We start from the raw sequence: 13,137 nt of genomic DNA on the forward strand, positions 1-13,137 counted from the left end.
TCACTCACCAGCCAGCAGCGCGACCGGGTCCAGGGTCTCGTCGCCCTTGCTCCAGTTGCACGGGCACAGCTCGTCGGTCTGCAGGGCGTCCAGGACCCGCAGGACCTCCTTCGGGTTCCGGCCGACCGAGCCCGCGGTCACCATGGTGAACTGGATCTCGTTGTTCGGGTCGACGACGAACACGGCGCGCTGGGCGAAGCCGTCCTCGCCCTCGATGCCGAGGTCGCGCATCAGCTCGTGCTTGGAGTCCGCCATCATCGGGAACGGCAGGTCCGTCAGGTCCGGGTGGTCCTTGCGCCAGGCGTGGTGGACGAACTCGGAGTCACCGGAGAAGCCGAGGATCTGCGCGTCGCGGTCGGCGAACTCGTCGTTCAGCTTGCCGAACGCGGCGATCTCAGTCGGGCACACGAAGGTGAAGTCCTTGGGCCACGCAAAGACGACCTTCCACTTGCCCTCGTAGGTCTTGTGGTTGATCGTGTCGAACTCCTTGCCCTTCTCCAGCGAGACGCAGGCGGTCAGTTCGAACTCGGGGAACTTGTCACCGACAGTGAGCACACGCTCTCCTTGCAGCGAAGAAAGACCCTTTTTGGGGGTGTTTCCCATGGGTTGGACGCTCTTGATGTTGGCACACCGTGCATTGATTGCGGAAATAGCTACACTCGGTCGAGTTGATCGGAGGGAGCTATCAGTGAGCGTTGCGAGCGTGACCGGCGGCGCCGGCGGCAAACGGAAACAGCCCAGCCTGGCGCAGCTGCGGGCGTTCGCCGCCGTCGCGGAGCATCTGCACTTCCGGGACGCCGCCGCGGCGATCGGCATGAGCCAGCCCGCCCTCTCGGGCGCCGTCTCGGCACTGGAGGAGACACTCGGTGTCACCCTGCTCGAGCGTACGACGCGCAAGGTGCTGCTGTCGCCGGCCGGTGAACGTCTCGCGGTGCGCGCCAAGGCCGTACTCGACGAGGTCGGGGCGCTGCTGGAGGAGGCCGAGGCGGTGCGGGCGCCGTTCACCGGGGTGCTGCGGCTCGGGGTGATCCCGACGGTCGCGCCGTATCTGCTGCCGACCGTGCTGCGGCTGGTGCACGAGAAGTATCCCGACCTGGACCTCCAGGTCCACGAGGAGCAGACCGCTTCCCTCGTGGAGGGCCTCAACTCCGGCCGCCTGGACCTGCTGCTGCTCGCCGTGCCGCTCGGGGTGCCCGGGGTGGTGGAACTCCCGCTGTTCGACGAGGACTTCGTGCTCGTCACGCCCCTCGACCACGGGCTCGGCGGGCGGGAGGGGATTCCCCGGGAGGCGCTGAAGGAGCTGAACCTGCTGCTGCTGGACGAGGGCCACTGTCTGCGGGACCAGGCGCTCGACATCTGCCGCGAGGCGGGGCGCGAGGACGCGCCGGTGACGACGACGGCGGCCGGACTGTCCACGCTGGTGCAGCTGGTCGCCGGGGGCCTGGGGTGCACGCTGCTGCCGCGGACGGCGCTGAAACTGGAGACCGCGCGGAGCAGTCAGCTGCTCACCGGGTACTTTGCGGCGCCGGCGCCTACGCGTCGTGTCGCGCTGGCGATGCGCACGGGGGCGGCGCGCTCTGCGGAGTACGGGGAGTTGGCGGGGGCGTTGCGGGAGGCTCTGCGGTCGTTGCCGGTGCGGGTTGTTCTTGGCGAGGGGTAGCGTCTGCCGGGCTCTGTTGTCTTTCGGGTGCGGGTGCGTTGTGGTTGCTCGCGCAGTTCCCCGCGCCCCTTATATGCCTGCGGCGGCCCGTTGCCCTCCGGTGGGTGGCTGGTGTAGCGCCTGCGGTTCGTTGTGGGTCGGGGCCGGGGTGGGGGGTGTCCGTCCTCGGTCCGGCCGCCCGTTTCCGGGCCTGTGCTGTTGCCCGGTGCCGGACGCTGCGGGCGGACACCCCCCACCCCGTCCCCTTCCCGCCGTACGCGGCCGGCTACTCCGTGCGCAGGCCGTCCGGGCGCATCAGTTTCAGCAGCGGCGGGAGGCTGAGCAGGGTCACCGCGAGGACGATCGCCGCGCCCACGCCTGTCATCGACAGGACGCTCGGCCAGTCCAGGTGGATCGGGGTGGCCGTCATGCGGAGCAGGACCGCGCCCAGAGTCATGCCCACCGCCGCGGCCAGCAGAAGGCCGAGGGCGATCGGGATCGCCGTCTGCCACAGGACCGACAGGCTGAGGGTGCGGCGCCGGGTGCCGAAGGCGACCAGTGAGGAGAGCAGTGTGCGGCGCTCGCGCAGCTGCTCCAGCTGGGAGACCAGCAGGCTCGCCCCGATCAGGGCCAGTACGCAGGTCGCGCCGACGAAGAGGCCGGTACGGATGGCGGCGAACTTCGGGGACTGCAGGGTCGCCGACCACAGCATCGCGTCGGCCATGGGGTCGATCCGGACCGCGGTGTTGCGGGCGTGCTCCACGGCGTCCGGCACCGAGTGGTCGAAGCCGAGGAAGAGCTGCCCGGTCATCGCAGGCACAGCCCGTCCGGGCAGGGCGCTCGGCGTGAGGAGGAAGCCGGAGCGTTTGATGCCGTTCGGGTCCTCGATCGAGTCGGCCTGCCGCAGGGCCGCCGGGACGTGCCAGGGGACCTCCCGGCCGTGGGTGCCGGCGGAGGACGGGTCGATGTAGAGCGTGCGGCCCGGGTGGGCGAGCTTCGCCGTCTGCCCGTCCTCGTACTCGCCGCCGCGCAGGGCGAAGACGTCGCCGTCGCGGCAGGAAGGCAGCTCGGCCAGCTCCCGCAGGGCCGCGCAGTCGCCGACCATCAGCTCGCTGCCCAGGCCGGGATCCTTGCGGCCGTCGCCGACGGAGACCTGGGACAGCGCGGTCACCTGGCGCACCCCTTCGGTGCGCCGGAACTTCCTTTCCGCGTCAGCGAGCGCGTCGCCGGTCGGCAGGGTCACCTGCATCTGAGCGCGCGTCACATCCTTGCCGGAGGAGCGGGTGTAGTCGCCCTCGACGCCCGCGAACAGCATCTGCAGGGCGATCGCGCCGGCCACCGCCACGGCGATCCCGTTGACCATCCGAGCCGCGCTGCCGCTGTTCAACTGCAGTCGACGGGCGGCCAGTTGCCAGGACAGGCCGCCGGCGCCGAGCCGCGACACGACCGTCTCCACCACCCACGGCAGCAGCGCGGTCACGCCGATCAGGAGCAGCAGTACGCCGCCCGAGACCAGGTACTGATTGAAGTTCCCGTTGTCGCGGCCCTGGCCGACCATCGGGTAGAGCATCGCGAGGCCGGCCAGCGGCAGCAGCAGCCGCCACCACAGCCGGCGCCGCGCGGGCTTCGCCGTGCGGACCACGCCCAGCGGCTCGATGACGACCCCGCGCAGCGCGAACAGCGTGACGAGCACCGCGGCCGCGGGCACCGCCACGGCGACCAGGACGGCGAGCAGCGGGGAGGGGTTGAGGGAGCTGGGGAAGACACTGATGTCCAGCACGTCCAGGGCCCCGGCCAGTTGCCGGCCGAGGACGAAGAAGCCGCTGCCGAGGACCAGCCCGAGCAGGGCGCCGCCGAGCGCCTCACCGGCCGCGATACGCCGCGTCATACCGCTGTCGGAGCCGACCAGCCGCAGCGCGGCCAGCCGCCGGTCGCGCTGGTCACCGCCGAACCGCACGGCCGCGGCGATGAACACGGCGACCGGCATCAGCAGGATGAGGAAGATGACGAGGACCAGGAGCAGCAGGACGGGGTCCATCCGCTCGGGGGAGGCGCCGGGGTTGCCGAAGTGTTCGAGGCGGGTCACCTGGCCGCCGTCGACCCGGGACGCGAGCCCGTCCGCGCCGCGGTAGAAGAGGAGTTCCGCCGGCCCCAGCAGCCCGCTCTCGCCGACGGTCCCGACGATCCGCTCCGGCAGCCGCTCCCGCAGCAGCCGTCCGTCGTCGGACTCGAGCAGCTTCTTCAGCGCCGGGGAGACCACCATCTCGCCCTTGGCCGGGAACGCGTCCACTCCGGGCGGCAGCGGTGCGTGCGCGCCCTCGGGCTGCAGCGCGCGCCCCAGCACGTCCTTGTCCCGGAACGACGTCCCGGCGTCGGCGACGACGAGGGTGCGGTCCGACTTCTGCACCCCTTCGCCGGTGTAGAGGCTGGCACGCGCCTGGCTGCGCTCGTGCCGTACGGCCAGCGCGCTCGGGATCGCGGTGGTGAGCAGCAGCAGTGCCACGCCCAGTCCGACGCCGACGGCCGTCAGTACGGCCCGGATCCATCCCTCGCGCCCGCCGCTGTAGGCGAACCGCATGCCCATGCCCAGATCCCTGGACCACTGCCGCACGCTCATACGGCGCGCTCCATGTCCCGCGACTTCCCGTCCCGTACGACGACCTCGCGGTCGGAGTAGGCGGCCACCCGCGCCTCGTGCGTGACGAGGACGACGGCGGCGTTGGCCGAACGGGCCGCTTCCGTCAGCAACTCCATCACGCGCTCGCCGTTGAGGGAGTCCAGGGCGCCGGTGGGTTCGTCGGCGAACACGACACGCGGGTCGGTGACCAGTGCACGGGCGACGGCGACGCGCTGGCCCTGCCCGCCGGACACCTCACCGGGCCGCTTCTTCTTCAGGTCGTCGACCTCGAGCCGTTCCATCCACCCGAGCGCGGCCCGCTCGGCCTCCTTGCGGGAGGTGCCGTTCAGCCGCAGCGGCAGCGCGACGTTCTCGACGCAGGTCAGCTCGGGGACGAGCTGCCCGAACTGGAAAACGAACCCGAACTCGCTCCTGCGCAGCGCACTGCGCTCGGCGTCGCTCATCGCCGACAGCTCGCGCCCGGCGTACGTGATCGTGCCGGAGTCGGGCGGGACGATCCCGGCCAGACAGTGCAGCAACGTCGACTTGCCGGACCCGGAGGGGCCCATGACGGCGACGACCTCACCGGGGTGGATGGAGAACGAGGCGCCGTCCAGGGCGACGGTCGGCCCGTAGACCTTGCGCAGCTCATCGGCGGTGAGCAGGGAACCGGCGGGGGCGTTCACTGGGCCACCACCGCCTGACGCAGCTTGTCCAGACGGGCGGCGGTCAGCTCCAGCCAGCGCAGGTCGGCCTCCAGGTGGAACAGGGCGTGGTCGCAGATCAACTGATCCGCCAGATCACCCTTGCGCTTCCGCTCCGTCAGGATGCGCATGCTGCGCAGGTGCTCGGAGCGCTGCGTGTCGAGGACGTCGGCGGCGTCGCGGTGGGTGAGCAGCGCGAGGACGACCTTCGTGTACAGCGTCGACTGCAGATACGGCTCGGGCTTCTCCGGCGTCGCCAGCCACCGCTCCACGTCGGTGATACCGGCCTCGGTGATCGCATACCGCTTGCGCTCGGGGCCGCCGCCGGCCTCGATGCCGTCGACCTCGACGAGGCCGTTCTTCAGAAGGCGGGACATCGTCGAGTAGACCTGGCCGTAGTGCAGCGGCCGGTCGTGACCGAACTTCTCGTCGAAGGCCCGCTTGAGGTCGTATCCATGACGCGGACCGGACTCCAGGAGCCCCAGAAGGGTGTGACCGATGGACATACGACGACTCTACACACCGTGTATACGCCCCGTGTATACACGCAGTGCACTCCCCATAGCGGCGCGTACATCAGCCCAGGTCGAAGCACATTGTCACGGTTCAGGAACAGGCCGAGCGAACCCACCCGCACCCGAGCGGACCGAGACGCCCGCCACGACGTCGCCGCACCCGCCGACGGCGGGAAGGGGACGGGGTGGGGGGTGTCCGCCCGCAGCGTCCGGCACCGGGCAACGGCGCCCTCGTCGGAAACGGGCGGCCGGACCGAGGACGGACACCCCCCACCCCGGCCCCGACTTACAAACCGCCGCTAGGCGCGACGCACGCCACGACGCAACAGCAACGGGCCGCCGCAGGCACCAAAGGGGCGCGGGGAACTGCGCGACCAGCCACAACGAAAGCCGCACCCGAAACACAACCCAGCGCCGCAGGCTCAATGTGAGCTACCCCATACACATCCAAGAGGCGCCACTTTCCCCCACCAGAGCAACCCTCAACCACCCCCAGACGTCGGTTCCCACGGCAGGGGTGCTCATTGTCACGTCCGTAAAAGACCGGATCGGACGCCCTTTGTCATAACCGGCGATGTTAGCTTTCTGAGCTGACCTGAGCCCCTGGAACGAGCGGAGCGAGGAAGCACCCCATGGGACGAGCGGAAGAGAGACGAGCGCGGCAGCGCGCGGGCCGCCGCGCGGCGCCCAGCCGCCGCCGTTCGTCGCGGACGGGCGGCAAGAGCGGTATACGCCGGCTGTTCACCTGGAAGAAGATCCTCGGCACGATCCTCGGTCTCTTCCTGCTCGGCATCGGCGCCTTCGTCGTGCTCTACATGATGATCGACATCCCCGAGGGGAACGCCGACGCCAAGAAGCAGAGCAACGTCTACAAGTACAGCGACGGCTCGATCATGACCCGCGACGGCGACGTCAACCGCGAGGTCGTGGACCTCGCGCACGTCCCGAAGAAGGTGCAGCTCACCTTCGTCGCCGCCGAGAACAAGACCTTCTTCAAGGACTCCGGCGTCGACGTGAAGGGCACCGCGCGCGGCATCCTGAACACGCTCTCCGGCAAGGGCGCCCAGGGCGGCTCGACGATCACCCAGCAGTACGTCAAGAACTACTACCTGACCCAGGAACAGACCGTCAGCCGCAAGCTGAAGGAAATGGTCATCTCGCTGAAGCTGGACCGCGAGAAGTCCAAGGACTACATCCTGGCCGGGTACATCAACACCAGCTACTACGGCCGCAACGCCTACGGCATCCAGGCCGCCGCGCAGGCCTACTACGGCGTCGACGCCGACCAGCTCACCGTCGAACAGGGCGCCTACCTCGCCGCGCTGCTCCAGGCGCCGAGCCAGTACGACTGGGCCGCCGCCACCGACACCGGCAAGAAGCTGGTGACGCAGCGCTGGAACTACGTGCTGGACAACATGGTCCAGGAGTACTGGCTGGACGCCTCCCAGCGCCAGGCCATGAAGTTCCCGGTCCCCAAGGATCCCAAGCCCTCGCCCGGCCTCAGCGGCCAGAAGGGCTACCTGGTGGCGGCCGCCAACAAGGAGCTGGAGAAGCGCCTGGTCGCGCAGGGCACCGCCGCGAACATGAAGGAGGCCGAGGACCTCGTCGGCCGCGGCGGCTGGACCCTCACGCTCAACATCAACAAGAAGAAGCAGGCGGCGCTGGAGAACTCCGTCAAGGACCAGCTGACCAGCAAGCTCAAGCCGAAGACCCGCAAGGTCGACGGGGACGTCCAGGCCGGCGGGGTCTCGGTCGACCCCAAGACGGGCGCGGTCGTGGCGATGTACGGCGGTGTGGACTACTACAAGCACTACACGAACAACGCCACCCGCACCGACTACCAGCCCGCCTCCACCTTCAAGCCGGTCATCCTGGCCGCCGCGATCGACGAGGCCGCGACGACCCAGAAGGGTCAGGCGATCGGTGCCGACACGATCTACGACGGCACCAGCAAGCGCCCCGTCGTGGACCACGGCACCCCGGTCGGCTTCGCCCCGGAGAACGAGGACGACCAGGACTACGGGCCGATCACCGTGCAGAACGCGATGAACCAGTCCGTGAACTCCGTGTTCGCGCAGATGGGTGTCGACGTCGGCATGCCGAAGGTGATGGAGGTCGCCGGCAAGCTCGGCATGGACACCACGGACCTGCAGGCCGTGCCCGCGCAGACGCTCGGTTCGATGGGCGCGAGCCCGCTGCAGATGGCCGGCGTGTACGCCACCCTCGACAACCACGGCAAGAAGGTCACCCCGGCGCTGCTGAAGAAGGCCGAGTCCAACGCCCACACGGTGAACCTGCCCGACCCGATCGGTGACCAGGTCATCAGCCGCAAGGCCGCCGACACGGTTACCTCGGTCCTCACCGGTGTGATCGACGACGGCACGGCCCGCACGTCGGTGCGGGACAACCCGCTGCGCAACGGGCAGAAGGTGGCGGGCAAGACCGGTACCTCCGACGACAACAAGTCGGCCTGGTTCACCGGTTACACGCCCGACCTGGTCACGTCGGTGGGCCTGTTCGGCGAGTCCGTGGCGCAGAACGGCAAGCACGTCTCCATGCACGGCGCCGCCGGTCTCCCCCGCATCAACGGCGGTAAGTTCCCGGCGCTGATCTGGGCGGACTACATGTTCGGCGTGCAGACGGACGTCAGCGAGTTCGACCTGGACACCGACCAGGGCGCCGCGGTCGAGCCGTCGTTCACCCCGACCCCGTCCTCGACGCCGACGACCCAGGAGCCCTCGCAGACGCCCACGACCGAGGAGCCGTCGCAGACGCCGACGACCGAGGAGCCGTCCGAGACCCCGACGACCGTGAAGCCCTCGCAGACGCCGACGACCCAGCCGCCGTCCGAGACGCCGTCCGGGAGCACGAGCGGCCCGCCGGACAACCCGATCTTCGGCGGTAACGGCACCGGCAACGGCGGCGGCAACAGCCGTCCGTGACACGAAGAGAAGGGCGCCCGGTCTGCACCGGGCGCCCTTCTTCGCCGTACGGACGCGACGCGCTCAGCGGTTCAGCTCGAACCACACCACCTTGCCCGTGCTCAGCCGGGTCGCGCCCCAGCGGCGGGCCATCCGGTTCACCAGGTACAGTCCGCGCCCGCCCTCGTCCGTGGCGCGCGCCTGCCGCAGCCGGGGCAGTTGCGGCACGTCGTCGCCGACCTCGCAGCGCAGCACCTCGGTGCGCAGCAGCCGCAGCGTGACGGGGCGGGAGGCGTACCGCACGGCGTTGGTGACGACCTCGCTGACCAGGAGCTGCACCGCGTCGATGTGCTCCTCCAGGCCCCAGCGCTCCAGCTGGCGGCGGGCCAGCCGGCGGGCCTTGCCGGGCGCGGCGTCCTCCGGCTCCAGGAACCAGTACGCCACGTCGCTCGGCGCGATCCCGTCGAAGCGGGCGGCGAGCAGCGCGATGTCGTCGTCCCGGTCGCCCGGGCCGAGCATGTCCAGCACCTCGTCGCACAGGGCTTCCAGCGGCGGCGGATGGTCGGGGCCGGTGAGCTGCGCGGTCGCAGCGAGCTTCTCGCGCAGCTGCTCTATGCCGGTCCACACGTCCCGCAGCCGGGACTCCACCAGGCCGTCGGTGTACAGCAGCAGTGTCGCCCCGGCGGGCGCGTCCAGCTCGACGGCCTCGAAGTCCACGCCGCCGACGCCGATCGGGGCGCCCGCGGGCACCCGCAGCACCTCGGCCCGGCCGCCCAGGTGCAGCAGCACGGGCGGCGGATGGCCGGCGTTGGCGATGGTGATGCGGTGCGAGACCGGGTCGTAGACGGCGTACAGGCAGGTCGCCATGCGGTCGGTGCCCAGGCGCTGCGCCTGTTCGTCGAGGTGGTGCAGCACCTCCTGCGGCGGCAGGTCGAGCCCTGCCAGGGTCTGCGCGGTGGTGCGCAGCTGGCCCATGATCGCCGCGCTGGTCATGGAGTGGCCCATGACGTCGCCGACGACGAGGGCGACCCGGCTGCCGGGCAGCGGGATCGCGTCGTACCAGTCGCCGCCCACGCGTGCGGTCTCCGCGGCGGGCAGGTAGCGGGACGCCAGCCGGACGCCCGTGGGGCGGGGCAGCGTCTCCGGGAGCATGGTGCGCTGCAGCTCGTCGGCGATGTACGCCTCACGGCCGTACAGCACCGCCTTGTCGATGCCGAGCGCGCTGTGCGTGGCGAGCTGGGCCGCCACCAGCAGGTCGTCGGCCTCGAACGCGATGCGGTCGGGGCGGCGCAGGAACACGGCCGCGCCGATCACCCGCCGCCGCCCACGCAGCGGCGCGAGGATCGCCCGCTGCCCGCTGGGGATGACGAGGTCGCCGCCGGCGCCGAGGAGCTCGGGCAGCGCGGCGCGCGCGGCGGGCGCGTCGGCGAACACCGGGCGCACCCCGCGCAGCACTTCGGCGAGCGCGCCGCCGGGTCGCACCTCGCACAGTTCGGCCGTCACGGACGCCAGGTCGGCGAGCTCCCACGGCTCGGGCTGCTGGGACTGCGGAAGTGGCGCGAAACCGCCGTCGGTGTCCCGGTCCTCCGGGATCCGGTCGGTGCGGCGCAGCCGCAGCACGACGGGCCCCGTGGGCCGTTCGTCGCCGACGGGCAGCGGATCGCGCAGATAGACCAGGATGGCGTCGCTGAACGTGGGCACGGTGGCCCGGCACAGCCCCATCACGATCTCGTCCAGGTCCAGGCCGCGGGCGATGCGCCGGGTCGCCGCGCCGACGAACCGCAGCCGGTCGCCGTCGCGGCGCATCGGTGTGGGCCGGCCCGGCGCGGGGCCCTGCCCGGTGCGCCGCTCCTGGCCGCCGGTGACGCCCTGCTCGCCCGGTTGCACGGGTACGGCCTCCGGTACCGGTCGTGGGCGCAGCGTGTCCGGCTCGGTGGCCGCCGCGGGCTGCGCGTGCTCGGGGCCGGAGCCGGCCGGGCCCGTCCCGCTCGGTGTGGCCGTGCCCGGGGTGTCCCCGGCGCGGGCCTGGGCGCTTGGCAGCGGTAAGGCCCCCGCGCCGGGCGCACGCGCCGACGTCGGGGTACGCAGGAGCGCCCCGCGGGGATCCGCGGGGGCGACGCCCTGCTGGGGGCGTTCGTAGGTGGGGTGCTCCGTCACGCGTGTCGCATCCATCCGTCCGGGGCTGCGCGCCGGGCACGCAGTTCCGCCCGCCGACATGCCGATACCCGCAATACGTGCCCCAGGAACGGAATTCCGGCGGCGCCCTGGTTCCCCTCGCTCACGTCCTGCCCGCCCCTCGGTGACGTCGGATCAGACTCGGTACGCGCACCGTTGGTTGCCTCTGCGCGCCCTTGCGGAGGACGATCCTACGTTTCCTGCCCGGGGGCGCATCAAGGGTCTCATGAGGACACATGCGCGGGCGTACGATCCCAGTCGTCCGGCAGCCGCGGCACCGGCCACGACGGATCGGGCCGCCAGTGCTGCCAGCCGTCCGAGAACGGCGGCCCCCAGGCGCGGATCGCCTCGACCGCGTCCCGGCCGGCCGCCCGGACCCGCTCGGCGAGTTCGGCGCCCATCAGCCCGTCCCGCTGGGCCTGCGCGAACTCGTCCTCGTCGCGCCACTGCCAACCGCCGTCCGGGCCCACCTCGATGTCCAGGAAGTGGTCGGTGGAGTCCACCCCGCCCGCCCAACGGGCCAGCGGGTCCTCCAGGTTGACGTAGAAGTTCTTGAACCGCCAGCCCGGATCCCAGAACAGCCACACCGACCACGGCTCGCCCGGCCGGGCCAGCTTCAGCACCCCGGTGCCGAACCACCGGTCGCGCTGCAGCGTGCGCGGCTTGGTGTAGCGGGTCGCGAGCGGCTCCCGGTGCACGGGTGTGCCGTCGGCGAGGACGGGCTTGACGCACTCGGTGCCCGGCGCCATCCAGGCGGCGAGCACCTCCTCGTCGTCGCGGACGACGGTGACGGGCCGGGCGATGTGGAAGCCCTCGCCGCCGTTGGCCCGATAGCGCCACAGGACCTGTGTCCCGGGCGCCCAGAAGCCCGCCGCAGCACCGCCGTCCCTGTCCACGCGTCTCATCACATCACCGTCTGCCATGCACAGATATTAGGTGTCATGGCCATCCGATGCTGCGGTTCGCGTCATGGTTCGCCGGAGGGGCCCCAGTTGTTACGGCCGTGTCATCCGCAGGACGTCCAGCGCCTCGTCGAGCTGCTGCTCGGTGAGGTCGCCGCGCTCGACGTAACCGCTCTCGAGGACCACCTGCCGGATCGTCTTGCGTTCCGCCAGCGCCTTCTTGGCGACCTTCGCGGCCTCCTCGTACCCGATGTACTTGTTCAGCGGGGTCACCACCGACGGCGAGGACTCGGCGTACTCCCGGGCGCGTTCGCGGTGCGCGACGATCCCGTCCACCGTGCGGTCGGCGAGCAGCCGGGAGACGGCTGCGAGCAGCCGGATCGATTCGAGGACGTTCTTGGCGATGACCGGCAGCATCACGTTGAGTTCGAAGTTGCCGGCGGCGCCCGCGGTGGCGACGGTGGCGTCGTTGCCGATCACCTGCGCGGCGACCATCAGGACGGCCTCGGGGATGACCGGGTTGACCTTCCCCGGCATGATCGACGAGCCGGGCTGCAGGTCGGGCAGGGAGATCTCGGCGAGGCCGGTGCGCGGGCCGGAGGACATCCAGCGCAGATCGTTGGCGATCTTCGTCAGGCCGACCGCGATGGTCCGCAGCTGCCCGCTGGTCTCGACGATGCCGTCCCGCGCGCCCTGTGCCTCGAAGTGGTCGCGGGCCTCGGTCAGCGGCAGCCCGGTGGCGCGGGCGACCTCCTCGATGACGGCGGCGGAGAAGCCGGGCGGGGTGTTGATGCCGGTGCCCACGGCCGTGCCGCCGAGGGGGAGTTCGGCGAGGCGGGGCAGCGAGGCGGTCAGCCGCTCGATGCCGTACCGCACTTGGGCCGCGTACCCGCCGAACTCCTGGCCCAGGGTGACGGGCGTGGCGTCCATCAGGTGCGTACGGCCGGACTTCACCACGTCCGCGAACTCCTCCGCCTTGCGGCTCAGGGCGGCGGCGAGATGGTCGAGGGCAGGGATCAGGTCGCGGGTGACGGCGGCGGTGGCGGCGATGTGGATCGACGACGGGAAGACGTCGTTGGACGACTGGGACGCGTTCACATGGTCGTTGGGGTGGACGTCCCGGCCGAGCCGTTCGCTCGCGAGGGTGGCGATGACCTCGTTGGCGTTCATGTTGGACGAGGTGCCGGAGCCGGTCTGGAAGACGTCCACCGGGAAATGGTCGTCCCACTTCCCCTCGGCGACCTCCTGCGCCGCCTCCTGCACCGCCTCCGCGACGTCCTTGTCCAGCACCCCGAGCCGCGCGTTCACCTTCGCCGCGGCGCCCTTGATCCTGGCCAGCGCCTCGATGTGGGCGCGCTCGATGCGCTGCCCGGAGATGGGGAAGTTCTCCACGGCCCGCTGCGTCTGCGCCCGCCACCGGGCGTGCGCGGGGACGCGGACCTCGCCCATGGAGTCGTGCTCGATGCGGTAGTCGGTGCCGCTGCTTCCGGTCGTCGTCATCGTCGTACCTCCACGAAGATCAGCACGGGGCGCGGGACGCCTATTCCCCGCTCGTGTACGGCGTTCCCGAGGTCGGCGAACACCTGGTCACCGTAGGTCGGCCGACCGCCGGTCGCACGCCGACGTGCCGCCGCCGCGCGGACGACGGTTTCCCCGGCCGTGCA

The 13,137-nt window shown here is 71.2% G+C and carries 9 protein-coding genes; 2 read left to right on the forward strand and 7 right to left on the reverse strand.

The genetic code is table 11. The features are described 5' to 3' along the window. Window positions 1–555 (reverse strand): peroxiredoxin, encoded by a 555-nt coding sequence (locus AC0B9F_RS14230; protein ID WP_361634445.1) that lies wholly within the window; start codon window positions 553–555, stop codon window positions 1–3. A gap of 133 nt (window positions 556–688) precedes the next feature. Between AC0B9F_RS14230 and AC0B9F_RS14235 the strand changes: the two genes are divergently transcribed. Further along, complete coding sequence (locus tag AC0B9F_RS14235) at window positions 689–1,660, forward strand: LysR substrate-binding domain-containing protein (RefSeq protein ID WP_472002303.1); 972 nt, start codon at window positions 689–691, stop codon at window positions 1,658–1,660. 265 nt (window positions 1,661–1,925) lie between these two features. Here AC0B9F_RS14235 and AC0B9F_RS14240 read toward each other — a convergent pair whose 3' ends face one another. The 3 genes from AC0B9F_RS14240 to AC0B9F_RS14250 are packed head-to-tail and all read right to left on the reverse strand — an operon-like array spanning window position 1,926 to window position 5,466. Further along, on the reverse strand, window positions 1,926–4,256 hold the full coding sequence (locus AC0B9F_RS14240) for an ABC transporter permease (RefSeq protein WP_472002305.1): 2,331 nt from the start codon (window positions 4,254–4,256) through the stop codon (window positions 1,926–1,928). After that, entirely contained in the window at window positions 4,253–4,942 is a 690-nt protein-coding gene (locus AC0B9F_RS14245) for an ABC transporter ATP-binding protein (protein WP_472002307.1), read from the reverse strand. Before AC0B9F_RS14245 ends, AC0B9F_RS14240 begins: the two co-directional genes overlap by 4 nt. After that, the gene (locus AC0B9F_RS14250) at window positions 4,939–5,466 is read right to left on the reverse strand and encodes a PadR family transcriptional regulator (RefSeq protein ID WP_472002309.1); all 528 of its coding nucleotides are present in this window, start codon (window positions 5,464–5,466) and stop codon (window positions 4,939–4,941) included. The genes AC0B9F_RS14245 and AC0B9F_RS14250 overlap by 4 nt, the downstream gene beginning before the upstream one ends. Before the next feature lie 641 nt (window positions 5,467–6,107). On the opposite strand from AC0B9F_RS14250, the gene AC0B9F_RS14255 reads away from it, so the two are divergent. After that, on the forward strand, window positions 6,108–8,417 hold the full coding sequence (locus AC0B9F_RS14255) for a transglycosylase domain-containing protein (protein WP_472002311.1): 2,310 nt from the start codon (window positions 6,108–6,110) through the stop codon (window positions 8,415–8,417). Between the two features lie 63 nt (window positions 8,418–8,480). Here AC0B9F_RS14255 and AC0B9F_RS14260 read toward each other — a convergent pair whose 3' ends face one another. The 3 genes from AC0B9F_RS14260 to AC0B9F_RS14270 form a co-directional block, all read right to left on the reverse strand. Next, on the reverse strand, window positions 8,481–10,568 hold the full coding sequence (locus tag AC0B9F_RS14260; protein WP_472002313.1) for an ATP-binding SpoIIE family protein phosphatase: 2,088 nt from the start codon (window positions 10,566–10,568) through the stop codon (window positions 8,481–8,483). A gap of 227 nt (window positions 10,569–10,795) precedes the next feature. Then, a complete protein-coding gene (gene fomD / locus AC0B9F_RS14265; protein ID WP_472002315.1) occupies window positions 10,796–11,494 on the reverse strand; it encodes a cytidylyl-2-hydroxypropylphosphonate hydrolase in 699 nt (232 codons plus the stop codon). A gap of 72 nt (window positions 11,495–11,566) precedes the next feature. Continuing rightward, window positions 11,567–12,973: a class II fumarate hydratase gene (locus tag AC0B9F_RS14270; protein ID WP_472002317.1), complete on the reverse strand. Its 1,407-nt coding sequence runs from the start codon at window positions 12,971–12,973 to the stop codon at window positions 11,567–11,569. Window positions 12,974–13,137 lie beyond the last annotated feature (164 nt).

The organism is Streptomyces sp. NPDC097129, assembly GCF_055668065.1.